17 protein-coding genes are annotated in these 24,177 nt (G+C 65.2%); 11 read left to right on the top strand and 6 right to left on the bottom strand.

Annotated features, from left to right (window positions below; all coding sequences use genetic code 11):
- The 5 genes from nuoK to ACPRTJ_RS20210 all read left to right on the top strand — a co-directional run bounded on the left by nuoK (position 1) and on the right by ACPRTJ_RS20210 (position 7,818).
- On the top strand, positions 1-309 hold the full coding sequence (gene nuoK, locus ACPRTJ_RS20230) for an NADH-quinone oxidoreductase subunit NuoK (protein ID WP_010220409.1): 309 nt from the start codon (positions 1-3) through the stop codon (positions 307-309).
- Positions 306-2,159 (top strand): NADH-quinone oxidoreductase subunit L, encoded by a 1,854-nt coding sequence (gene nuoL / locus ACPRTJ_RS20225; protein ID WP_043860872.1) that lies wholly within the window; start codon positions 306-308, stop codon positions 2,157-2,159. Before nuoK ends, nuoL begins: the two co-directional genes overlap by 4 nt.
- Positions 2,160-2,198: 39 nt before the next feature.
- Positions 2,199-3,731, top strand: a complete 1,533-nt coding sequence (gene nuoM / locus ACPRTJ_RS20220; protein WP_043860873.1) for an NADH-quinone oxidoreductase subunit M — start codon at positions 2,199-2,201, stop codon at positions 3,729-3,731.
- Positions 3,732-3,738: 7 nt separating this feature from the next.
- The gene (gene nuoN / locus ACPRTJ_RS20215) at positions 3,739-5,208 is read left to right on the top strand and encodes an NADH-quinone oxidoreductase subunit NuoN (protein ID WP_043860874.1); all 1,470 of its coding nucleotides are present in this window, start codon (positions 3,739-3,741) and stop codon (positions 5,206-5,208) included.
- A 516-nt stretch (positions 5,209-5,724) separates the two neighbouring features.
- Positions 5,725-7,818 (top strand): TonB-dependent receptor domain-containing protein, encoded by a 2,094-nt coding sequence (locus ACPRTJ_RS20210; RefSeq protein WP_116054804.1) that lies wholly within the window; start codon positions 5,725-5,727, stop codon positions 7,816-7,818.
- Positions 7,819-7,835: 17 nt separating this feature from the next.
- Here the strand turns inward: ACPRTJ_RS20210 and ACPRTJ_RS20205 are convergent, their stop codons facing one another.
- The gene (locus ACPRTJ_RS20205) at positions 7,836-8,897 is read right to left on the bottom strand and encodes an AI-2E family transporter (RefSeq protein ID WP_043860876.1); all 1,062 of its coding nucleotides are present in this window, start codon (positions 8,895-8,897) and stop codon (positions 7,836-7,838) included.
- A 120-nt stretch (positions 8,898-9,017) separates the two neighbouring features.
- On the opposite strand from ACPRTJ_RS20205, the gene yegQ reads away from it, so the two are divergent.
- Entirely contained in the window at positions 9,018-10,337 is a 1,320-nt protein-coding gene (gene yegQ, locus ACPRTJ_RS20200; protein ID WP_116054807.1) for a tRNA 5-hydroxyuridine modification protein YegQ, read from the top strand.
- 84 nt (positions 10,338-10,421) lie between these two features.
- Here yegQ and ACPRTJ_RS20195 read toward each other — a convergent pair whose 3' ends face one another.
- Positions 10,422-12,743 (bottom strand): acylase, encoded by a 2,322-nt coding sequence (locus ACPRTJ_RS20195; RefSeq protein WP_415378142.1) that lies wholly within the window; start codon positions 12,741-12,743, stop codon positions 10,422-10,424.
- A gap of 208 nt (positions 12,744-12,951) precedes the next feature.
- On the opposite strand from ACPRTJ_RS20195, the gene ACPRTJ_RS20190 reads away from it, so the two are divergent.
- A complete protein-coding gene (locus ACPRTJ_RS20190) occupies positions 12,952-13,338 on the top strand; it encodes a fe2+ zn2+ uptake regulation protein (protein ID WP_088515161.1) in 387 nt (128 codons plus the stop codon).
- Between the two features lie 40 nt (positions 13,339-13,378).
- Here ACPRTJ_RS20190 and ACPRTJ_RS20185 read toward each other — a convergent pair whose 3' ends face one another.
- Complete coding sequence (locus ACPRTJ_RS20185; protein WP_043860879.1) at positions 13,379-13,567, bottom strand: hypothetical protein; 189 nt, start codon at positions 13,565-13,567, stop codon at positions 13,379-13,381.
- A 455-nt stretch (positions 13,568-14,022) separates the two neighbouring features.
- Here ACPRTJ_RS20185 and ACPRTJ_RS20180 point away from each other — a divergent pair, with 455 nt between their 5' ends.
- Positions 14,023-14,403, top strand: coding sequence for a Mor transcription activator family protein (locus tag ACPRTJ_RS20180; RefSeq protein ID WP_043860880.1), 381 nt, complete (start codon positions 14,023-14,025; stop codon positions 14,401-14,403).
- 79 nt (positions 14,404-14,482) lie between these two features.
- On the opposite strand, the gene ACPRTJ_RS20175 is transcribed toward ACPRTJ_RS20180, so the two are convergent.
- The 3 genes from ACPRTJ_RS20175 to ACPRTJ_RS20165 form a co-directional block, all read right to left on the bottom strand.
- Positions 14,483-18,157, bottom strand: a complete 3,675-nt coding sequence (locus ACPRTJ_RS20175) for a translocation/assembly module TamB domain-containing protein (RefSeq protein WP_104572628.1) — start codon at positions 18,155-18,157, stop codon at positions 14,483-14,485.
- Positions 18,154-19,893: an autotransporter assembly complex protein TamA gene (locus ACPRTJ_RS20170; protein ID WP_043860882.1), complete on the bottom strand. Its 1,740-nt coding sequence runs from the start codon at positions 19,891-19,893 to the stop codon at positions 18,154-18,156. Before ACPRTJ_RS20170 ends, ACPRTJ_RS20175 begins: the two co-directional genes overlap by 4 nt.
- A 66-nt stretch (positions 19,894-19,959) precedes the next feature.
- Positions 19,960-20,610, bottom strand: coding sequence for a GNAT family N-acetyltransferase (locus ACPRTJ_RS20165; RefSeq protein ID WP_043860883.1), 651 nt, complete (start codon positions 20,608-20,610; stop codon positions 19,960-19,962).
- A 148-nt stretch (positions 20,611-20,758) separates the two neighbouring features.
- On the opposite strand from ACPRTJ_RS20165, the gene xthA reads away from it, so the two are divergent.
- The 3 genes from xthA to ACPRTJ_RS20150 all read left to right on the top strand — a co-directional run bounded on the left by xthA (position 20,759) and on the right by ACPRTJ_RS20150 (position 24,126).
- Positions 20,759-21,571: an exodeoxyribonuclease III gene (gene xthA / locus ACPRTJ_RS20160; protein WP_043860884.1), complete on the top strand. Its 813-nt coding sequence runs from the start codon at positions 20,759-20,761 to the stop codon at positions 21,569-21,571.
- An 85-nt stretch (positions 21,572-21,656) separates the two neighbouring features.
- A complete protein-coding gene (locus tag ACPRTJ_RS20155) occupies positions 21,657-22,967 on the top strand; it encodes a substrate-binding domain-containing protein (RefSeq protein WP_104572630.1) in 1,311 nt (436 codons plus the stop codon).
- A gap of 160 nt (positions 22,968-23,127) precedes the next feature.
- Positions 23,128-24,126 (top strand): TerC family protein, encoded by a 999-nt coding sequence (locus ACPRTJ_RS20150; protein WP_078480753.1) that lies wholly within the window; start codon positions 23,128-23,130, stop codon positions 24,124-24,126.
- Positions 24,127-24,177: the final 51 nt, after the last annotated feature.

Raw genomic sequence — 24,177 nt, 5'->3', positions numbered from 1 at the left:
ATGTCAGCAATTCCTCTCGAACACGGCCTGGCCGTCGCCGGCATCCTGTTCTGCCTCGGCCTGGTCGGGCTGATGGTGCGCCGCAACATTCTGTTCGTACTGATGAGCCTGGAAATCATGATGAACGCCTCGGCACTGGCATTCATCGTGGCGGGCAGCCGCTGGGCGCAACCGGACGGGCAGATCATGTTCATCCTGGTGATCAGCCTGGCCGCCGCCGAGGCCAGTATCGGCCTGGCGATCCTGCTGCAGCTGTATCGCCGCTTCCACACTCTCGATATCGATGCTGCCAGTGAGATGCGCGGATGAACCTACTCTTTCTGACCTTCGTCTTCCCCCTGATCGGCTTTGTGCTGCTGTCGTTCTCGCGTGGGCGGTTCTCGGAGAACCTGTCGGCGCTGATCGGTGTCGGTTCGATCGGCCTCTCGGCCATCGTGGCCGCCTACGTGATCTGGCAGTTCAACGTCGCCCCGCCTGAAGGCGGCGCGTACAGCCAGCTGCTGTGGCAGTGGATGCAGGTGGGCGACTTCAAGCCCAACTTCACCCTGTACCTGGACGGCCTGTCGGTGACCATGCTCGGCGTGGTGGTCGGCGTGGGCTTCCTGATCCACCTGTTCGCCTCGTGGTACATGCGTGGTGAAGCCGGCTACTCGCGCTTCTTCGCCTACACCAACCTGTTCATTGCCAGCATGCTGTTCCTGATCCTGGGCGACGACCTGCTGTTCATCTACTTCGGTTGGGAAGGCGTTGGCCTGTGCTCGTACCTGTTGATCGGTTTCTACTACAGCAACCGCAACAACGGCAACGCAGCGCTCAAAGCCTTCATCGTCACCCGTATCGGCGACGTGTTCATGGCCATCGGCCTGTTCATCCTGTTCCAGCAACTGGGCACCCTGAACATCCAGCAACTGCTGGTGCTGGCGCCGCAGAAGTTCCAGGCCGGTGATTTCTGGATCGTGCTGGCAACCCTGATGCTGCTGGGCGGCGCCGTGGGCAAATCGGCCCAGCTGCCGCTGCAGACCTGGCTTGCAGACGCGATGGCCGGCCCTACCCCGGTATCGGCACTGATCCACGCCGCCACCATGGTGACCGCCGGTGTCTACCTGATCGCACGTACCCACGGCCTGTTCGCCCTGGCACCCGACGTGCTGCACCTGGTGGGTGTGGTCGGCGGCGTGACCCTGGTGCTGGCCGGCTTTGCCGCGCTGGTACAGACCGACATCAAGCGTATCCTGGCCTACTCGACCATGAGCCAGATCGGCTACATGTTCCTGGCCCTGGGCGTGGGCGCCTTCGACGGCGCGATCTTCCACCTGATGACCCACGCCTTCTTCAAGGCCCTGCTGTTCCTTGCCTCCGGTGCGGTGATCGTTGCCTGCCACCACGAGCAGAACATCTTCAAGATGGGCGGCCTGTGGAAGAAACTGCCACTGGCCTACGCCAGCTTCATCGTCGGTGGTGCCGCCCTGGCTGCCCTGCCGCTGCTGACCGCCGGCTTCTACTCCAAGGACGAGATCCTCTGGGAAGCCTTCGCCAGCGGCAACAGCGGCTTGCTGTACGCCGGCCTGGTGGGTGCGTTCATGACCTCGCTGTACACCTTCCGCCTGATCTTCATCGCCTTCCACGGCGAAGCCAAGACCGAAGCCCACGCTGGCCACGGCATCTCGCACTGGCTGCCGCTGGGCGTGCTGATCGTGCTGTCGACCTTCGTCGGCGCCTGGATCCACCCACCGCTGGCCGGCGTGCTGCCGCAGAGCGTCGGGCATGCCGGTGGCGAAGCCAAGCACAGCCTGGAAATCGCCTCGGGTGCCATCGCCATCGCCGGTATCCTGCTGGCCGCCATGCTGTTCCTGGGCAAGCGTCGCCTGGTTACCGCGATCGCCAACAGCGGTATCGGTCGTGTGCTGTCGGCCTGGTGGTTCGCCGCCTGGGGCTTCGACTGGATCTACGACAAGCTGTTCGTCAAACCTTACCTGCTGATCAGCCACATCCTGCGCAAGGATCCGGTTGACCGCAGCATCGGCCTGATTCCGCGTTTGGCCAAGGGCGGTCATGCCGCCATGAGCAAAACCGAAACCGGTCAGCTGCGCTGGTACACCGCCTCGATCGCCATTGGTGCCGTGCTTGTGCTCGGTGCCGTTGTTGTGGCTGCGGTCTGATATGAACCTTGCGACTTTGCGAAAGGAATTGAGCCCGTCATGATTTTGCCTTGGCTGATCCTGATCCCCTTTATCGGCGGCCTGCTGTGCTGGCTGGGTGAGCGCTTCGGCGCCACCCTGCCGCGCTACATCGCGCTGCTGACCATGTCCCTGCTGCTTGGTATCGGCCTCTGGCTGTGGGCCAACGGCGACTACACCCTGGCGCCTGCGCCGGGTGCCGCGCCACAGTGGGCCTACGAGTTCAAAGTGCTGTGGATCGAGCGCTTCGGCATCAGCCTGCACCTGGCCCTGGACGGCCTGTCGCTGCTGATGATCCTGCTCACCGGCCTGCTCGGTGTGCTCTCGGTACTGTGTTCCTGGAAAGAGATCCAGCGCCACGTCGGCTTCTTCCACCTCAACCTGATGTGGATCCTGGGCGGCGTGGTCGGTGTGTTCCTGGCCCTGGACCTGTTCCTGTTCTTCTTCTTCTGGGAAATGATGCTGGTGCCGATGTATTTCCTCATCGCGCTCTGGGGTCACAGCTCCTCGGACGGCAAGAAGACCCGGATCTACGCAGCCACCAAGTTCTTCATCTTCACCCAGGCCAGCGGCCTGATCATGCTGGTGGCGATCCTGGGCCTGGTACTGGTCAACTACGGCAACACCGGTGTGATCACCTTCGACTACACCCAGTTGCTCAAGGCCGACCTGCCGGCGGGTACCGAATACCTGCTGATGCTGGGCTTCTTCATCGCCTTCGCGGTCAAGCTGCCGGTGGTACCGTTCCACTCCTGGCTGCCTGACGCCCACGCCCAGGCGCCGACTGCCGGTTCCGTCGACCTGGCCGGTATCCTGCTGAAGACCGCGGCCTACGGCCTGCTGCGTTTTGCCCTGCCGCTGTTCCCGAATGCCTCGGCCGAGTTCGCGCCGATCGCCATGACCCTGGGTCTGATCGGGATCTTCTACGGTGCATTCCTGGCCTTCGCGCAAACCGACATCAAGCGCCTGATCGCGTTCTCCAGCGTCTCGCACATGGGCTTCGTGCTGATCGGCATCTACTCCGGCAGCCAGCAGGCCCTGCAGGGCGCGGTGATCCAGATGCTGGCCCACGGCCTGTCGGCGGCGGCGCTGTTCATCCTCAGCGGCCAGCTGTACGAGCGTCTGCACACCCGTGACATGCGTCAGATGGGTGGCCTGTGGTCGCGCATCGCCTACCTGCCGGCCATCAGCCTGTTCTTCGCCGCGGCTTCGCTGGGCTTGCCGGGTACCGGCAACTTCGTCGGCGAGTTCCTGATCCTGATCGGCAGCTTCGTCAGTGCCCCATGGGTCACCGCGATTGCCACCTCCGGCCTGGTGTTCGGCTCGGTGTACTCGCTGATCATGATCCACCGCGCCTACTTCGGCCCGGCCAAGTCCGACGAAGTACTGGCCGGCATGGACAACCGCGAACTGATCATGGTGCTGGGCCTGGCGGTACTGCTGATTGTGCTGGGCGTTTACCCGCAGCCGTTCCTGGATACCTCCGCCGCCACCATGAGTGGTGTGCAGCAGTGGCTCGGCTCCGCTTTCACTCAACTCGCTTCGGCCCGGTAAGAGCGCTATGGACCTGACGATTCAACACTTTATTGCGCTTGCGCCACTGCTGATCACCAGTATCACCATCGTCGTGGTGATGCTGGCCATCGCCTGGCGCCGCAATCACTCGCAAACCTTCCTGCTGTCGACCGTGGGGCTGAACCTGGCCCTGCTGTCGATCATCCCGACCCTCAAGGTGGCCCCGCTGGCGGTCACCCCATTGCTGACCGTCGACAGCTTCGCGTGCCTGTACATGGCGTTGATCCTGGTCGCCACCCTGGCCTGCGTGACCCTGGCGCATGCCTACCTGGGTGACGGCGGCAAGGGCTACCCGGGCAACCGCGAAGAGCTCTACCTGCTGATCCTGATGGCGGCCCTGGGCGGCCTGGTGCTGGTCTGCGCGCAACACCTGGCCGGCCTGTTCATCGGCCTGGAGCTGCTCTCGGTACCGGTGTATGGCCTGGTGGCGTATGCATTCTTCAACAAGCGTTCGCTGGAAGCCGGCATCAAGTACATGGTGCTGTCGGCAGCCGGTTCCGCGTTCCTGCTGTTCGGCATGGCGCTGCTGTATGCCGACGCCGGCAGCCTGAGCTTCGACGGCATCGGCAAGGCCCTGGCCACCACCAGCCTGCCAAGCCTGATTGCCCAGCTGGGCCTGGGCATGATGCTGGTCGGCCTGGCGTTCAAGCTGTCGCTGGTACCGTTCCACCTGTGGACCCCGGACGTATACGAAGGTGCTCCGGCGCCGGTCGCCGCGTTCCTGGCCACCGCGAGCAAGGTGGCTGTATTCGCCGTTGTGGTACGCCTGTTCATGCTCTCCCCTGCTGCCAGCAGCGGCGTGCTGACCACCGTGCTGTCGGTGATTGCAGTGGCCTCGATTCTGGTCGGCAACCTGCTGGCGCTGACCCAGAGCAACCTCAAGCGTCTGCTGGGTTACTCCTCGATCGCCCACTTCGGTTACCTGCTGATTGCGCTGGTGGCGAGCAAGGGCATGGCGGTGGAAGCCATTGGCGTGTACCTGGTGACCTACGTGATCACCAGCCTGGGCGCGTTTGGCGTCATCACCCTGATGTCCTCGCCTTACAAGGGCCGTGATGCCGATGCCCTGTACGAGTACCGCGGCCTGTTCTGGCGTCGTCCGTACCTGACGGCGGTACTGACCGTGATGATGCTGTCGCTGGCGGGTATTCCGCTGACCGCGGGCTTCATCGGCAAGTTCTACATCATTGCTACCGGCGTCGAGTCGCAGCTGTGGTGGCTGGTGGGTGCGTTGGTGATCGGTAGTGCGATCGGGGTGTTCTACTACCTGCGCGTGATGGTCACCCTGTACCTGATCGAGCCGAACCTGCGTCGTCACGATGCGCCGTTGAACTGGGAGCAGCGTACCGGTGGCGTGATGTTGCTGGCGATTGCGATTCTGGCGTTCGTGCTGGGTGTATATCCGCAGCCGTTGCTGGACCTGGTGCAGCATGCAGGTTTGCAGTTGCTTGGTTGAGTGCTGATGCATTGACAGGACACCCCGCTTCGGCGGGGTGTTTTGTTTTTGGCGATTGAACAACCAATACACCAAACCGCCGTTGCTCTTGCTCTTGATCTTGATCTTGATTGTCCGGCCTGTCAGGAGGCCGAGTGGAGGTGTCGTGCAGGGGGCGGGGCGTAGCCCCTTCGGCGTTAGCCGAAGCGAGCGACTGTTAGAGTTGCGCAGCAACTCGGGTCGCGTGCCCCCTGGACGGCGCCGGAGGGAGGGAACCCGGAGCGAAGCGTAGGGCCGTATGTTTGGCCGGGGACTTTTTGGTTACTTTTGCGTCCTTGCAAAAGTGACCCGCTGTAAGAGCGGAAGGCGTCATTCGCAGCGCTATCCATGCCGGATAAACACACCGCTCGATAAAATCGACGACCGTGAACATATCCAGAGCAGATCAAAAACATGACTGCACTACAGATCACCCACTGTGCTTCGTCTGATACTTGCAACGTCAGATAGCCGCCCAACCGTCCCGGAACCCCTTCGATGCACCCCACCCTGCCCCGCTCGTCCCTCGCCGTACTGATCGCCTGCACCGCCACCGCCCAAGCCAACCCAGGCATCGAACTCGGCCAGGTACTGATCCAGGACCAGGAACACAACGAGCTTCAGGACGCCCGTGAGCGCCTGCAGCAAATCCCCGGGGCCACCAACCTGATCGACATGCAACAGGTCGAACAAGGCCGCGTCGCCAGCAACCAGGACGTGCTCGCCTACCAGCCCGGCGTGTTCGCCCAATCCGCCGGCAACGACGGCATCAAACTGTCGATTCGCGGCTCGGGCCTGAACCGTGCCCCCGGCGCCCACGGCTCCGGTGTATACACCCTGTTCGACGGCCTGCCACTGACCGGCCCCGGCGGCACGCCCTATGAACTGTTCGAGCCCCTGTGGCTAAGCCGCGCCGAGGTACTGCGCGGCGCCAACGGCTTCGATCGCGGCGCCCTGGCCCTGGGCGGCGCCATCAATTACGTGACCCACACCGGCTACGACGCCGCGCCCCTGCAGGTACGGGTCGAGGCCGGCAGCCGTGGCTACGGCAAACGCCAGGTCAGCTCCGGCCAGGTACTGGGTGACCTGGACTACTACGTCGCCCTCACCGACTCGGAATACGACGGCTACCAGGACCACAGCAGCGGCAGCAGCAAGGGCATCGCCGCCAACGTCGGCTACCGCTTCAACCCCAACCTGGAAACCCGCTTCTACCTGCGTTACCGCGAAACTGAAAACGAACTGGCCGGGCGCCTGACCAAGGACCAGATCAAGCACCACCCGCGCGCTGCCAACCCGCTGTACCTGAGCCGCGACGCCAGCCGCCCGCAACCGGGCAGCACCTGGCTGGGCAACAAGACCACCTTCTACCTCGATGACGACTCGCAACTGGAAGCCGGCCTGGTCTACCACGACTACCCGATGGACCTGCGTGAAGGCACCAAGCGCCTCAAGGTGGCGTACACCGACGTCAGCGGCACGCTCAACTACCTGCGCCGCGACACCCTGTTCGGCCACGAGAGCAAGACCACCCTCGGCTGGCGCACCACAAAGCACCTGCCCAACACGGGGGCCTCGGAGTTCGTGCGGGTCGAGACCGACCCCACTCAGCCCATAGGCACCAAGACCCGCGACTTCACCTACCAGGGCTCGGACAGCGTCCTCCACTTCAGCAACGAACTGGAACTGGTGCCAGACCTGTGGCTGACCAGCGGCCTGGCGATCATCTATACCCGCCGCGAAAGCGCCGTCACCTATCCGGCCAGCGGCGGCAAGGTCAGCCAGCATGACTGGGACTACGCCCCGCGCCTGGGGCTGCGCTACGACTTCAGCCCCGCGCTGCAGCTGTACGGCAACCTGAGCCGCTCGGTGGAGCCTGCGCACCCCTGGGCACTGATCTGGAGCTCGCCAGCGATCAAAGGCCTGCAGACCCAACCCATCGAGCTGCGCAACCAGACCGCCACCACCCTGGAGCTCGGCGCACGCGGCGACTCGCGGCTGGGGCGCTGGGACCTGGCCTGGTACTACTCGGCCGTGCGCCACGAACTGCTGACAGTGGAAACCGTGGCCGCCAGCAGCACCACCAACGCCATCGTCGGCGAGGTGAATGCCAGCCCTACCGTGCACCAGGGGGTGGAAGCCAGCCTCGACAGCCTGCTGTGGGAACACAGCGGAGTTGGCCGGGTGTCGCTGCGCCAGGCCTACACCTTCAGCGACTTCCACTACCGCGATGACGCGGCGTTCGGCGACAACCGCCTGCCCGGCATGCCGATGCACTACTACCAGGCGCAGGTGCGCCTGGACCATCCCAGCGGCTTCTATGCCGGGCTCAACACGCAGATGGCCTCAAAGGTGCAGGTCGACTACGCCAACTCCTACCAGGCCGATGCGTATGCCCTGCTGGGCGCAACCTTCGGCTACGCCTCCCCCCGACAGGACTGGGCCACCTGGCTCGACCTGCGCAACCTCACCAACCAGCGCTATGCCGCAACCGTGACGCCCGGCTACGACGACAAGGGCCTCGATGCCGCACGCTCCACCCCCGGCGAAGGCTTCGCAGCCTACGTGGGCATGTCCTATAGCTGGAAGTGACGCTCGCCAGCGGCGCCTCAGGGCAGTTGCACCTGAGGCTTGGTCGCCACGAAAATCCCCCAGCTGGACATGAACAGCGCCGCGATCAACGGCCCGATGACGAAGCCGTTGAGGCCGAACACCGCCAGCCCGCCCAGGGTCGAGATCAGGATCAGGTAGTCGGGCATGCGGGTGTCCTTGCCCACCAGGATCGGGCGCAGCACGTTGTCCACCAGGCCGATCACGAACACCCCGAAGGCGGCAAGCACCACACCCTGCCAGATCGAACCACTGAGCAGGAAGTACGCGGCCACCGGGCCCCACACGATGCCGGCACCCACCGCCGGCAGCAGCGACAGAAACGCCATCAGCACCGCCCACACCAGCGCACTGGGGATATCCAGCACCCAGAAGATGAACCCGCCGAGCGCGCCCTGGGTCACCGCCACCAGCAGGTTGCCCTTGACCGTGGCACGCACCACGCGATTGAACTTCAGTTGCAGGCGACGCTTCTGGTGTTCGGCCAGGGGCACCGCCGTGCGGATCTTGCGCACCAGCTCGGCGCCATCGCGCAGGAAGAAGTACAGCAGGTACAGCATGATGCCGAAGCTCACCAGGAACTCGAACGTGCCCTGCCCGAAGCTGAACGCCTGGGTGGCGAAGAACTGGCTGCCCTGCATCGCGCCCTTGGCGATCTTGTCGCGCAAGCCCTCCAGATCCCCCATACCCAGGCGTTCCAGGCCATGCTGGGCCACAGCGGGCAGCATGTCCTTGAAGCGCTCGATGTAGCCGGCGATATCCAGTTGGCCGCTCTCGATGTTCTTGTACAGCGTGGCGCCTTCCTGAACCAGCAGCGTGCTGATGACGATCACCGGCAGAATCGCGATCAGCAGGCACACCAGCAGCGTGATGCCCGCTGCCAGGTTGCGCCGCCAGCCCAGGCGCAACAGCAACCGGCGCTGCAACGGCGCAAACACGATGCCCAGGATCACCGCCCAGAACACCGCGCCGTAGTAGGGCAATAGAATCCAGATGAAGGCCAGGGTCACCAGGACCAGCAACCACATCAGGGCTTTTTGCTGCAATACCGATTCGTTCATGTCCGCTCCTTTGCGCTCTGATGATTAGTGCGCGGCGCACTGCAGAAAGTGCCGTTGCCGTGGATCAATAAAATCGGTGGTGCAGGCGCGTAGCATCCGCGCTTTTGTCGCGACCTTGCCATGACCCACCTCGCCCGACCCGAACTGCTCGCCCCTGCCGGCACCCTGAAGAACATGCGCTATGCCTTCGCCTATGGCGCCGATGCGGTCTACGCCGGCCAGCCGCGCTACAGCCTGCGTGTGCGCAACAACGAATTCGACCATGCCAACCTGGCGCTGGGCATCCAGGAAGCCCAGGCCCAGGGCAAGCGGTTCTACGTGGTGGTCAACATCGCCCCGCACAATGCCAAGCTCAAGACCTTCCTCAAGGACCTGGAACCTGTGATCGCCATGGGCCCGGACGCGCTGATCATGTCCGACCCTGGGCTGATCATGCTGGTGCGCCAGCACTTCCCGGCCATGCCGATCCACCTGTCAGTACAGGCCAATACGGTGAACTGGGCCAGTGTCGCGTTCTGGCAATCCCAGGGCCTGAGCCGGGTGATCCTGTCCCGGGAGCTGTCGCTGGAAGAAATCGAAGAGATCCGCCAGCAGGTGCCGGCGATGGAGCTGGAAGTGTTCGTGCACGGCGCCCTGTGCATGGCGTATTCGGGGCGCTGCCTGCTGTCGGGCTACCTGAACCGGCGCGATGCCAACCAGGGCAGCTGCACCAACGCCTGCCGCTGGCAGTACAGCGCCACCCCGGCCCAGGAAAACGAGGTGGGTGACATCGTGCGCGAAGTCCAGCCGACCCTGGGCGTCGGCGCCCCCACCAACCAGGTGTTCGTGCTGCAGGAAGCCAACCGGCCCGGCGAAGACATGCCGGCATTCGAGGACGAGCACGGCACCTACATCATGAACGCCAAGGACCTGCGTGCCGTGCAGCACGTCGGGCGCCTGACCCGCATGGGGGTACACTCGCTGAAGATCGAGGGGCGTACCAAGTCGCACTTCTACTGTGCCCGCACCACCCAGGCGTACCGGCAGGCCATCGACGATGCGCTGGCGGGGCGTGAATTCGACCGTTCGCTGATGCTCGACCTGGAGTCATTGGCGCAACGCGGCTACACCGAAGGCTTCTTGCGCCGCCACGTGCACGACGAGTACCAGAACTACGAGCGGGGCAACTCGGTGTCCGAGCGCCAGCAATTCGTGGGCGAGCTGACCGGGGAACGGGTCGACGGGCTGGCCGAGGTCAAGGTCAAGAACCGTTTCGGGCTGGGCGATCACCTGGAGCTGATGACGCCGCGGGGCAACTACCATTTCGACCTGCACCAGCTGCGGGATCGCGCGGGCAATCCGCTGGAGGTGGCGCCGGGGGATGGGCACACGGTGTACCTGCCGATTCCCGAACAGGTGGAGCTGGGCTACGGGCTGTTGTTGCGGGATCTGAATACGTAGCCACGCTATCGCGGGTCAAGCCCGCTCCCACAGGTAGTGCGCAATCCTGGTGGGAGCGGGCTTGACCCGCGATGCAGCCGACGCTCAACGTGGGCTGCTGGCTACAGCTGCAGTATCCGTCTCACGTATCACCTGCACCTGATACTGCGGGTCCGCCTTGATCTGCGCCTCGGTGAATGGAATGGTGTGCCAGTGCCCGGCCGAGAACGCACGAGTCTGGTCACTGGCATGCACCGACCCCGCCTCGCTGGACTGGGAAAACGCCAGCAGCCCCTGCGCGTGCGGCCCCTTGTCATCGAAACTGACCACCTGCAGGTAACTGGTGCCGCTGATCACGGTGCGCTTGCCCCCCTCGCCCGGCACGCTCTGCATGGCGTTGTACACCCCAAGGCTCGACGGCCCGCCATGCATCGGCGTGCCGTCGCCCGCCTGCTGGATCTGCCCCCACTGCACATTCGCACTCAGCCCGGCCTCGGCCACCTGCGCCTGCGACGCCAATGCCGCCGCACGCACGGCCCTGGCCACCTCGGCACGCTCCAGCGCAAGGCCGCGTGGGGTGTGCTGGGGGTCGGCCGGATCGAATGCCACGCGCCAGAACTCACCGTGCTCCTGCAACGCCTGCAGGATGTTCTGGAAGTGCACCAGGCCGATGCCACTGGCCAGGCCGGCCTTGCCATCCCACGCCGCCAGGCTGTCGCAAACGGCCTTGAGCTGCGGATCGGCCGTCGCGCCCTTGCACCACTGCAACAGGTCGGGCAGCGCCAGCTCGGCCAGGTACACCTTGTCGTCCATGACCATGTGGTGCAGGTCCTGCGCGCTGATCTTGCCGGGGCGGTTCAACCGCTGCAGGGCAAAGCGGCTGCGCGGGCCCAGGGGCACGTCTTCGCGGCTGATGATCGGCGAGTAGCCGCGCAGCGGCTGCGCCGGGTTGACCATCCAGGCCGAATCGTTGGAGTGCTGTACGAAGTCGCCACGCAGCAGGCTTGGCTGCAGTTGCGCGGGGAAGATACCGGGCTGCGCCGCTCGCGCATCGACCTTCCAGTTGCAGGCGCTGCGCGAACCGTCGAGCACGATCAGTTCCAGGCCCGCCGCCGGGTCGCTGCACTGCGCCAGCAGCGGCGCATCCACATAGGGCACCACCGACTGGTTCAGGTACAACGCCTGCCCCCTGGCATCCACCGCCAGGGTGTTGACCCAGGGTATGCCCTGCAGGCGCTGCACCGACTGCTGCAGGGCCTGCAGGCTGTCGGCCTGGTTCATGCTGTACCACTGCTGCAGCACGCGGGTGTTGCCCAGGTTGGCATCACGCAGGCTGAAGGCAACCTGCCCGGTCCAGTCCAGCCGCCCGGGCCACTGCACCAGCGGGCCGTAGATCGTGCCGTACAGCTCGCGGGTGACCACCTGCTGCTGGCCGTCCTCAGCCTTGACCGACACGCTCACCGGCTGGCGGGTCATGGGGGTGGACACGCCGTCGAGCAGGTAGCGGGTCGAATCTTTCGGGTCCAGTTGCAAGCGGTGCAAGGTGAAGTGCCGGGAGGTGTCGACGGTGTGCGTCCAGGCCAGATGCCGGTTGAAACCGATGTTGATCAGCGGCAGGCCGGGCAACGCGGCGCCCATCACGTTCAGCTTGCCGGGGATGCTCAACTGCATCTGGTAGAAGCGCATGCCACCCACCCACGGGAAATGCGGGTTGGCCAGCAACAGGCCACGGCCATTGGCCGAACGCTCGTGCCCTATCGCCACCGCGTTGCTGCCGCGCTCAAGCGCAAAGTTGGCCTGACGCGCCTGGGCCATACTGAAGGCCGCAGCCGGCAACCCCGCCGCTGCACCGGGGGGCGCGGCACCGGCCACGGCTTCGACGAACTGCCCGGCCCCACCCTCGACCAGCAGGCGCCGGGTCAGCTTGACCAGGTCCAGGGCGGTGATGGGGCGCAGCCACTCGGCCTGCTGACACTGGGCTGGCAAGCCCTGGGCAGTGCGCTCGGCCAGCGCGCGGTTGTAGCCCAGCGCGTAGCCTTCGAGCAATGAACGGATCGGCGCCGGTTGCGCCTGCCAGTACGCAGACACCGCCGCCGGCGTGTTCAGCCAGGTGAAAAACACGTCGCTGGCCAGGTTTTCACGCTGCTCCAGGGTCAGCGCCTGCGGCCCGAAGAACCGCGAGCGCTCACCGTTGACGGTCACCACTTCGTTGGCCAGCAGGCACAGGTTGTCCTGCGCGTAGGCATACCCGATGCCATAGCCCAGGCCACGCTCATCGCGGGCCACGATGTGCGGCACACCGAAGCTGGTGCGGCGGATCTCGGCCCGGGCCTCGCCCGGCGGCGCCTCGCGGGCGTGGGCTGAACAACTCAGAGCAACCAGCAGGGCCGTCAGGCAGAACGAGGGGATCGAGCGATTGGCAGACACGCGGACTCCGGCAGCATCAGGGTGAACGAACATCCTGACTAGACGAATTTCATCATGAAAATTTACCGCTTTTGCGCCGCTCGTTCGTCTTTCTCTACATAAAGGCAATATTTTTTGCCTTGCCGATGCAGATTTGCCGCGCTCGTTCGTCTTATAGAGTGAGAGCACCACACGCAAACTGGACAGGCTCGGGAAAGGGAGTTTTCACATGTACAACCAGCAACAGCCAATCACACCGCTGCGTTTCAGACGCAAAGCCCACGCGCCGCTGCCGGAAAAGCCCGAAGCGGCTGAACCGGACCGCGCCGGCAACGAACATATCCGCGAACTGCTCAAGGCATTCGGCCTGCGCACCAGCCTGATCCGGCTGAAGGTCATCGATGCGCTGCACGCGGCCGCCAGAGAGGGGCGCAGTATCGGGGTGCGCGGGGTGCACAGCCAGCTCGAGCAGCTGGATATTCCGCTGTCGTTCCTGAGCGTTCGCGAAGTGCTCAAGCGCCTGTGCGTCGAAGGTGTGATCAGCCTGGGCAGCGACAAGTGCTACAGCCTCAACCCCGAGGCTCGCGCGGTGCTGGAACAGCCGGTTTCACGCTAGGCCAACGGCCGGGTGACGCCGGCCGCAGCCTCGCAAGCGGTCAGAACTTGACCTTGCGCCGCATGATGCCGTTCACGATCACGGCCAATACGGCTACGCCGATGGCAATGTACTGGAACACCTTTTCGCTGATCACGCCGGCGTTCTGCAGGTACGAGCCGCCCAGCATGATTGCCAGCACCACCAGGGCAACCAGGATCGAGTATTTCAGGCGTTGAGCTTGAGTCATTGAAAAATCCTTACGACAACGGGTTTGAGGGCCCTACTGCGGCCGGCGGCCATGATACAACGCCACGTCACGCAGGAGGATGTTTCCCGGTTTTTCCCGACGCGACAACCTGAAATCATCCGCCAGGTGTGCCCGTGCCCTGCGTTCAGGGTTGAGCAACCTGAACCACAGCACTGGAGCAGGCTCGCCGCAGACACGCGGCCACGCCCTCCCTGGCGCCGCTGGTTCCTACAACAGACCACCGACTTCCTCACGCAATGTGTACGGAAAGACTACCTCCCCTGACCCGCTTGCTGCCTAGATCTCCCCTTGGCGGTTGACCGAGAATTCCTTCAGGCCACTTGGCAGTTCAACGCTGTCGACGTGGGGCGCGCCGCACCTGGCAAGGATGCTCAGGCACGGACGGCACCCGATGAAGTGGCCCCTTCGCTCATACCGCCAACAAGGAAGTCATCATGGAACTGTGTGACCTGAACAAGATCGACATCGAACAACTGCCCCAGTCACTGCAGATGCTCATCGAATGCATCGGGCTGGAGCATGCCTACCGCCTGACCACCATCTACGGCGGCCGCCCCAAGTACATTCCCAAGCACCGCGAGCGCACCACGCTGGCCGAGATCCTGCCAACCGAAGCGCTGGATGCATTGATCAAGCGCTACGCCGGCATGGCGCTGGAGATTCCCAAGGCCGACCACTTCAATCGCCAGCTGCGCAACCAGCAGATCCAGCAGGAAAGCTCCAATGGCCAGTCACGCAGCGTGCTGGCCGACAAGTACGGGTTGAGCCTGCGCCAGATCGGCAACATCCGGCGCCAGGAAGCGCACACGCGCTAGACACACCCCGCACACAACAACGCCAGGCGCGAGCGGTCGCGCCTGGCGTTGTTGTGTGCGCAGCCCTTGACGGGCCGTATCAGAAGTCGCGCTTGTAGAAGATATCCAGCGAGCTGGCGATACCGCTGGCAGCCTCCAGGTAGACCTTCTTGCTGAGCAGGTAGCGCAAGGCGATGGTGTTGGCCGGCTCGAACACCCCTACGCCGTAGCGCAGGCTCAGGCGCTCGGTCAGCTTGCCGCTGGCCACCACGCTGGTGTTGTCGCCGCTGCCCTGGGTATCGAGCTGGAAGTCCTCGATGCCCAGGCTCGATGCCAGGCTGCCGGTAATCCCCGCGCTGCCCGCCAGGCCCAGGCCCAGGGCCGCCTCCGCCAGCATGTTGTTGTCTTCGCCGGTATTGCCCAGCGGACGCCCCAGCACCAGGTACGACAAGGCCTGCTCCTGGCTCATCGCCGGCTCGGAAAACACCTGGGTGGTGGGCTGTTCGGCGCTGCCGCTGAGGCGGATGCCGGCAATCACGTCGTCGGTCTGGCGAATGGCCTCGATGTCCAGGTAGGGCTGGTCGATCGGCCCGGCAAACAGCAGGCGCGCACGGCGGATGGTCAGGCGCTGGCCATAGGCGCGGTAGCGCCCATCGGCCAGGCTGAGCTCGCCACGGGTATCGAGGTTGTCGCCAATGTGCACGCGCCCCAGCAGGTTGGCGGTCAGGCCGAAGCCGCTGAATGCCAGCTTGTCCTGCCCCACCTCCACGTCGATGTCCATGGCCACGGCCATCGGCGCCTTGCCCTGCTCGGTCTGGTGGCCGACGATGACCGTGTCATCCGACACCTTGACAGTCGAAGGCGGCAGTTCGCGCACGGTGATCTTGCCCTTGGGCACCAGCACCTTGCCGGTGACCGCGAGCTTTTCGCCGATCATGTGGATCTTCAGGTCCGGCGCCACCTCCAGGTTGGCGTAGGGTTCGACGGTGACCGGCAGGCGCTGCCCCTGCAGTTGCAACTCCACCGCCAGGCCCTGGGCCCAGCCGATCTGGCCACTCAGGCGGCCCTGGCCGACCGGGCCGCTCTTCCACTCGCCCTCCAGTTGCACCTGCTCGCCTGCGATCTGTGCCCGCAGGCTGAGGTCGCTGAGGCTGATGGGCAACTCGGCCCCCGACACTTCGCCATTGCTCAGCGTCAGGTTGCCGTTGACCTGGGGCGCCAGCAGCGTACCGGTGATCTGTCCGCTGCCGTTGAGCTGGCCAGCCAGGCGCTCGACCATCGGCGCGAACGGCCGGCCCACCGACAGCTCCAGCCCGCTCAGGCGGAAGTCTCCGCTCAGCGGCTTGTTGCGCGCCAGCGGGTCGATGCGCGCCGACAGGGTCAGCTCGCCCAGGCGCCCGCCCACGAACTCCAGGCGCGTGTCCACGCGGCGCGGGCCCAGGGTGCTGTTCAGGCGCAGCGCCTGGTACGGAAAGTCCAGCCATCGATCCTTTTCCCGCACCCGCAAGGTGCCGCCACTGGCGTCCACCACGATCGACCCCTTGGGCCCGCTGGCCGGCAGGTCGAGGTTGATGTCGGCATTGAGCATGCCCTGCCAGGCGAAGTCCTTGGGCAACCACTGCGCCAGGCTTTGCAGCGGGAACTGCTTGAGGTGGTAGCGCAGGCGCGGGTCGGGCATCAGGCGCTGGTCTTCACCACACAGGCTGGCTTGCCCGGAGCGCCAGCAATGGGCGCCGAAATCCACCTGCCCATTGGCCAGGCGCTGCAACCTGGCCGGTGCCTGCAGCTGCCAGTCCTGCCCGCCCGCCTGCACCTGGCCGCGGGCCAGGCGTCCGCGCCAGTTGCCCTTGTCGAGCTGACCGTCCAGGCCCAGGTCGAGCTTGAGCTGCGGCCCATCGAGGGCCAGTTGCAATTGCTGCTTGCCAATGTCGCCCTGGCCTTTGGCGGTCAGGGTGCCCAGGTTGGTTTCGCCCAGGCGGATCGACCCGGCCTGCAGGTCGATCAGGGCACGCTGGGCGCTGTCCAGCCGGGCGTCCAGGTCAAGGCGTTGCACGCGGTTTTCGGCCTGGCCCAGTTGCTGGCCCTGCAAGGTCAGTTGCCCCTGCGGCGCCTTGAGCGTACCGGCCACATCGAGCCGACCCTTGAGCTGGCCTTGCAGTTGCGGCCACAGCTGGCCCAGGCGCGGCAGGTTGAGGTCAAGCTGACCGGCCAGGCGTTGCTGCACACTGGCGCTGCCGTTGATCTTGTTGTCCCCCAGCTGGATCAGCAAGGTGCCCAGGGTCCAGTTCTCGCCTGCACCGTCGGCCTTGGCCTGCAGCACGGCGGGCTGGCCGCGCAATCGCCCCTTGAGGTCCAGGTCGGCATTCAGGCGCAGCGTGTCGCCCTTGAGTTCGCCCTTGCTGCGCAGCGGGCCCGCCAGGGTACCCGGCAGCTCGGCCAGCCAGTACGCCGGGTTGAGCGCCGACAATTCCAGCGCCGCGTCCCACGCCACGCCCTCGGCAAACTGCACGGCGACGCTGCCGGCCACCTTGCCCTGGCCGGCTTCAAGGGCCAGCTGTGGCAGGCTGACCTGGCCCAGGTCGCCCTTGAACGGGCTGCTGACCTTGAAGGCACCTGCCGGCCCGTCCAGGTCGCCACTGAAATCGCCCTGGTAGTTGCCGTCGCGGTAGTTGACCTTGGCGTTCAGGCGCCGCAGCGTGACCTGCGGAGCCTCGTCCAGCGGGTACAGGCGCAGCCACGGGAAGTCCAGCCAGTCGATGCTGGCATCGGCAACCAGACCGCTCTGCCAGTCGGCAGTGGCGCTGAGCGTGACACGCTGCTGCGCGGCGGCGCTCAGGTCCAGGGCAGCGATCTGGGCGCCCTTGGCATCCACCCGGCCACGCAGGCTCAGGCTGATCGGCCCCTGCTCGGCCGGCAGGCGGCCGGCGCCCACCAGTTGGTAACCTTTTGCCAGGTCGCCATAGGCACTGAGTTCCAGCTGCTCGAACTGCAGGGTGTCCGGCAATCCGGCCGATGGCTTGAAGCCGGTGGCGCTCAGGCGTACCTGGGCCGGCAGGTGCTCGGCCAGGGGCTGCAACTGACCCGCCAGGCGCCCTTGCAGGTAGCCGCTGCTGTCGGCCTGCAGGTCGAGGCTTTTCTGCAGGTCGCCTTTTATCTGCACCGCCAGTTGCCAGGGCTGGTCGTCGATGGCCGGCAGTTGCACCTGGCCCTGCAGCTGCAACGGCCAGTCACCCACCGGTTGCAGCAGGCCGCTGAGGTTCAGGCTGAGGTCTTCGCGTTGCAGGTTCAGGCTGTCGATCTGCAGGCCCTGGGCGGTCCAGTGCGCAGCCAGTTGCAACTGGCTCAACTGCTCGCTGCCGTCCAGATGCAACTGGCCGACCTGTACTTCGCCCAGTTCGATCGCCACTGGCAACTGGAGGCTGGGCAACTGCAGCGGCCCGCTGTCGGGCGCTGCCTCGCTGGGGGCGAAGTCCAGGTTGACCTGCCCGGCGCGCAGTTGGTCGATACACAAGGTCATGCGCAACAGGCAGCCGGGCGACCAGGCAAACACCGGCGCAAGCACTTCGACACGGTCCTCGCCCTGCTGCCAGATCAGCCGATCGGCCTGCCATTGCCCGCCAAGGCGGCCTTGAAAATTGTCCAGCTGCAAGCCCGGCACCAGGCTCAAGGCCCAGCGGCTGCCGGCCTGGGTACCCAGCAGGATACCCACGGCCAGCACCAGCACGACCAGCAGCGCCAGCAGGGCCAGCCCGCCGCGTTTCAACACCTTGCTCACAACTCGGGCCCCATGGAAAAGTGCAAACGTATGCCGCCGTCATCGTCCAGCGCCTTGGCCAGGTCGAGCCGCAGCGGGCCGACCGGCGACACCCAGCGCACACCGAAGCCGACGCCGGTCTTGAGGCTGGGAAGCTCCAGGCTGTTGAACGAGTTGCCCTGGTCGACGAAGGTCGCCAGGCGCCACTTCTCGGCGATCGAGTACTGGTACTCGGCACTGGCGGCCACCAGGTAGCGCCCGCCGATACGGTCGCCATCGGCGTTCTTGGGTGAAAGGGTCTGGTAGTCGTAGCCACGCACGCTCTGGTCGCCACCGGCAAAGAAGCGCAGCGAGGGGGGCACCGACTTGTAGCCGTTGGTGGCGCTGCCGCCGAACTGCACCCGGCCCAGGAAGCGGTGGTTCTGCGCCACGGTGGTCAGGCCCTTGAGCAGCACGTTGCCATGCAGCAGGTTGGTGTCGGACAGCAGCCCTTCCTTGGCCACCTGCGCGTCGAACTGCAAGCGGTAGCCGTTGTGCGGGTCGATGCGGTTGTCGCTGCGCAGGTAGCTGTAGCTCACACCCGGCATCAGCAGGGTGCTCAAACCCGAATCGTCACCCAGACGGTACTCTTCGCGCTGCCACTTGAGCGATACCACGCGCTGCCAGCCGCTGGGCAGCTTGCTGTGCCATTCCGGGCCCACGGTGAGCAGTTTGCTGAGGCTGTCGGTGCCGGCGATCTCTTCGTTCTGGTAGCCGCCGGCAAAGCGCAGCTTGTCGGTCAACGGCGGGTCGAGCGGTATGTCGTACCACAGGCCGACGTTCTGGCGCGGCGCCGAAAGTTCGGTTTCCAGGCCATAGCTGTGGCCTTGCGGGTTGACCCAGTGGCGGGTCCAGTTGGCCTTGCCGCGCGGCCCGACGTCGGTCGAAAAGCCAAGGCCCAGGCCCATGGTACGGGGCTTGCGGGTTTGCAGTTGCACCTCTACCGGGATGCTCTGCGCCACGGCGGCAGTGGGCGCAGCGTCGACCCGCACGCCTTCGAAGTAGCCACTCGATTGCAGCGCGTTGTTCAGTTCGGCGATCAGTTCGGAGTCGTAGGGGGTGCCTTGCTTGAAGGGCACCATGCGTTGCAGCAGGCTCTCGTCGAACGGCGCGTCGCCTTCGAAGCGAACCTTGCCCAGCTGGTAACGCGGGCCGCTGTCGTATACCAGCTCGATATCCGCCACACCCGCCGCCGGGTCGACCGCCAGGCGCTGGCGCAGGAAATGCCCGCTGAAGAAACCGTAGCGCGAGGCCTGGTTCTGGATCAGTCGCTTGGCGTCCTCGTAGTTGCCATGGTTGAGCACTGCCCCAGGCCGCAGCGCCTTGCTCGAAGGAACCCGGAAGGCCGTCATCTCGCTGGCCGGGCCCTCGACGCGCACGGTCACCTCGCGCAGGCGCACCGGCTCGCCCGGCTCGATGCTGAGCACCAGTTGCGGGCCCTTGTCGGCCTTGGGCGAAGGTTTGACCTGGCTGTCGATCTGCGCCTGGTAGTAGCCCAGCGCCTGGGCGGCTTTTCTGGCCTGCTCCACGGCGCCGCGGCTGAAGCGCAGCAGCGCTTCTTCATCGCGGGTGCCAAGGCTGCCGATATAGCCTTCGACGTTGGCCTTGAGCTCGTTGTTGGCGGGCTTGATGCGTACTACCAGCTCGCTCTGTGCGTACACCGCGCAGCTGGCAACCCATAAAATCAACCCGCAGGTGAATCGTCCTGAATACGTCATAGGCGCGGATGCTACCAGAGCTTGGCGGTTGCCCGCAGCTCGCCGACGGTCTGATACACCACCCCTTCAGGCCTGTGCCTGGCGCAAACGCTGGGGATTGGGATGAAAAAACACATGCTCGCGGATTGGTCCTACAGCAATTTCACCGATTTCCAGGTAGCCCTGTCGCTTGTAGAACTCGAGGTAGTGGTCATTGCCGGTATTCAGTACCACCCCTTCGGACTGTTCGTCCTCGGCGCACCAGTCATGCAGCGCCAGCAGCAACTGTTCGCCATAGTGATGGCCCTGGAACTGCGGGTGAATGCCCAGGAGCGGCAGCACATGCACCGCGTCGCCCGGCACACAGGCCATGACCGCGGCCTGGTAGTCCAGGTAGCGCCGGGTACAGCGCAGGCCGGCGCTCAGCAGCATGCGCAGGCGCCACGCCCAGCTCTCGGTGATGCCCAGGCGCCGCTGCGGCGGGGCGATCAGGGCGATGCCGATCAGCCGGTCCTGCACCAGCAGGCCCAGCGCCGGCAGGTCCTGGAAGAAATGCTGACGCACCAGCTCGCGTACCGTGGCGCGCACGCGATGGTCGTAGCCGGGGCGATCGGCCTCGAACAGGTAGCGAAAGGTCGGCTCATGCCGGTAGGCCTGGTACAGCAGCGAGCGCGCCTCACGGCTGTAGCCGCTGTCGAGCTGACGAACTTCGGCCGGTACGGCAGGGGTATCGGACATGGTGACTCTCCTGGTGGGCTTCAATGCCTCTTTCTGAGTAGTGCGCGCTGGCCAACGTTCCCTTTGACTATAGGCCAGGACGCCACGCGTGCTGACACGCCGGGCGCCATCGGCTAGCATTCCCGATTTGCCTAGGATTGCGCCCCCCATGAAGATCGTCTCGTTCAACATCAATGGCCTGCGCGCCCGCCCCCATCAACTGGCCGCGCTGATCGAAAAGCACCAGCCGGACGTGATCGGCCTGCAGGAAACCAAGGTGTCCGACGAGCAGTTCCCGCTGGCCGAGGTGCAGGCGCTGGGCTACCACGTGCATTTTCACGGGCAGAAGGGCCACTACGGTGTCGCCCTGCTGTCGCGCCAGGCGCCGCTGAGCCTGGTCAAGGGCTTCAGCACCGATGAAGAGGACGCGCAGCGGCGTTTCATCTGGGGCACCTTCGCCGACGAGCACGGCAACCCCATCACCATCATGAACGGCTACTTCCCCCAGGGCGAAAGCCGCGACCACCCCACCAAGTTCCCGGCCAAGCAGCGCTTCTACGAAGACCTGCAGGCCCTGCTCGAATCCCGATTCCAGAACGACCAGCCACTGGTGGTGATGGGCGATGTGAACATCTCGCCCGAGGACTGCGACATCGGCATCGGCCCCGACAATGCCAAGCGCTGGCTGAAGACCGGCAAGTGCAGCTTCCTGCCCGAAGAGCGCGAGTGGATGGCGCGCCTGAAGAACTGGGGCCTGACCGACAGCTTCCGCCATCTGCACCCGGAAGTGGCCGACCGCTTCAGCTGGTTCGACTACCGCAGCCGCGGCTTCGAGGACGAGCCCAAGCGCGGGCTGCGCATCGACCTGATCCTGACCTCCCAGGCACTGCTGCCGCGCATCAAGGCCGCCGGGGTCGACTACGAATTGCGCGCCATGGAGAAACCCTCCGACCATGCGCCGATCTGGCTGGAACTGAACTGAGCCATGCGCTCGATGGCAGTCATTGGACTGTCATCGATCTGTCTTAATCTGCGCTCACCATCTTGAGTGCAGAGCACCCCCGGTAATGTTGCGATCTTTCTGTCTGCTGCTTGGCCTGCTGCCGGCGCTGTGCTGCGCCGAGCCGGCCAGCCTGCGCCTGCAAGGCTCCAATACCGTGGGCAGCGTGCTCGGCCCCGCGCTGGTACGCGGCCTGCTGCAGGCCCAGGGCGCCCGGTCGATCCAGACCCTGCCCGGCGCACGGCCCAACGAGGTGTGGGTGCAGGGGGTTTCGCCACAGGGCCAGACACTGCGCGTGAGCATTGCCGCCCATGGCTCGAGCACCGGCTTTGCCGCGCTCAAAAGCGGCGACGCCGACCTGGCGGCCACCTCACGCCCGATCAACGACAGCGAGCAGCAGGCGCTGCACGCGCTGGGCGACCTGAAAAGTGCCGACGCCGAACAGGTCATCGCCCTCGATGGCGTGGCCGTCATCGTGCACCCGGACAACCCGCTGCCCCAGCTGAGCACCACGCAACTGGCGCAGATCTTCGCCGGCCGCATCACCACCTGGGATGAACTGGGCGCCGGCAGCGGGCCGATCCACCTCTACGCCCGCGATGACCGCTCGGGCACCTTCGACACCTTCAAGGCCCTGGTGCTGGACGCCCAGCAGTATTCGCTGGCCAGCCACGCCAGGCGTTTCGAGTCCGGCGAGCAGTTGGCCGACGAGGTCAGTGCCGACCGCCAGGCCATCGGTTTCAGCAGCCTGGCGTCGGTGCACGGGGCCAAGGTGCTGGCCATCGTCGACGGCACCTCCCAGGCCATGCTGCCGACCCCCGCCCTGGTGGCCAGCGAAGACTACCCGCTGTCGCGGCGACTGTACCTGTACCTGCCGCCCGCCCAGCGCAACCCGCTGGCCAGTGCCCTGGTGGAGTTCGCCCAGAGCGCAGCGGGCCAGGCCATCGTGGCCAGCAGCGGGTTCGTCGCACAGCAGGTGCGGCCGGTCCAGGTACAGGCCTTGCCGGGCATGCCGGCGCAGTACCGCCAGTTGATCGCCAACGCCAGGCGCCTGAATGTCAATTTCCGCTTTCAGGAAGGCAGCGCCAGCCTCGACAACAAGGCGCTGCGCGATGTGCAGCGCGTGCTGGAGTACCTGCGCGAACACCAGAAGCTGCAGCACAGCGTGGTGCTGGTGGGGTTTGGCGACGCCAAGGACGACCCCGACCGCGCCGCCCTGCTCTCGCGCCTGCGGGCCATGGCGGTACGCCGCGAACTGGTGCGCGAAGGGGTGAACCTGCGCGAAGTGACGGGCCTCGGCGGTCAGATGCCAGTGGCGACCAATGCCGCCGAAGAAGGCCGAATCCGCAATCGCCGCGTGGAAGTCTGGGTCTACTGACTCACCCACCCGGGAAACCATTTGTAACAGCCTCCCCCCTCACCCTTTCCAGAGGCGAGCTAGGCTTTGGCTCAGTGACACCGGGCCCCTCTGACGGCTGATCGCCGCCATGTCGGAGTCACAGTTGTTTTCATACAACTACGACGACAAGGAGGGGCTCATGAGCGCTCTGCCGTTATTTCTCTTCGACGATTTCCTGGGCACGGCCGTGTGGCTGTGGCTGGTGTTCATCACCCTGGTGGTGGCTCTGCTGGTCCTGGACCTTGGCGTGCTCCACCGTCGCCCGCACGACATCGAAATGCGCGAAAGCCTGCTGCTGTACTCGGCCTACTTCAGCGTGGGGCTGCTGTTCGGTGGCTGGGTGTGGCTGGAGCTGGGTGCGCAGAGCGCGCTGGAGTTCTATACCGGGCTGCTGGTGGAACAGTCGCTGTCGATGGACAACGTGTTCGTCATGGCGATGATCTTCGGCTTTTTCGGCATCCCGCGCCGCTACCAGCACCGCGTGCTGTTCTGGGGCATTCTGGGCGTGGTGGTGCTGCGCGCCCTGATGATCGGCCTGGGCAGTGCGCTGGTGCAGGAATTCGACTGGATACTGTACCTGTTCGGCGCATTCTTGCTGTTTACCGGCCTCAAGATGCTGTTCACCCGCCACGAAACGCACCCGGACCTGGCACACAACCCGGTGATCAGGTTCGTGCGCCGGCACATGCGCGTAACCGATGACCTGCATGGGGCGCGCTTCTTCGTGCGCCTCAAGCCGGCTGGCCAGCCCAGGGCACTGCTGTACGCCACGCCGCTGTTCCTGGCCCTGGTGCTGATCGAGCTGGCCGACCTGGTGTTCGCGGTAGACAGCGTGCCGGCCATTCTGGCGATCACCCAGGACCCCTTCATCGTGTACACCTCCAACATCTTCGCCATCCTGGGCCTGCGTGCGCTGTACTTCGCCCTGGCGGCGCTGGTGCACCGCTTCGTTTACCTCAAGTACGCCCTGGCGCTGGTGCTGATATTCATCGGCGGCAAGATCTTCGCCCACGGCCTGATCGGCAAGGTGCCGCCGCTGCTGTCGCTGTGCGTGACGTTCGGGCTGCTGGCCGGTGGCGTGCTGCTGTCGCTGTTCAAGACACGAACGGCGGCCGAGGAGGTGAAACGGGTGGAGTAGCCTCGGGCAGCGTGTCGAATACCCTCGCGGATCAGGCCCGCCCCACCCGGT

Source organism: Pseudomonas palmensis (genome assembly GCF_049942755.1).
In the GTDB taxonomy this organism is placed as follows: Bacteria; Pseudomonadota; Gammaproteobacteria; order Pseudomonadales; family Pseudomonadaceae; genus Aquipseudomonas; species Aquipseudomonas palmensis.
The sequence above is the reverse complement of the archived record's forward strand: the minus strand, read 5'-3'. Positions and strand labels throughout refer to the sequence as shown.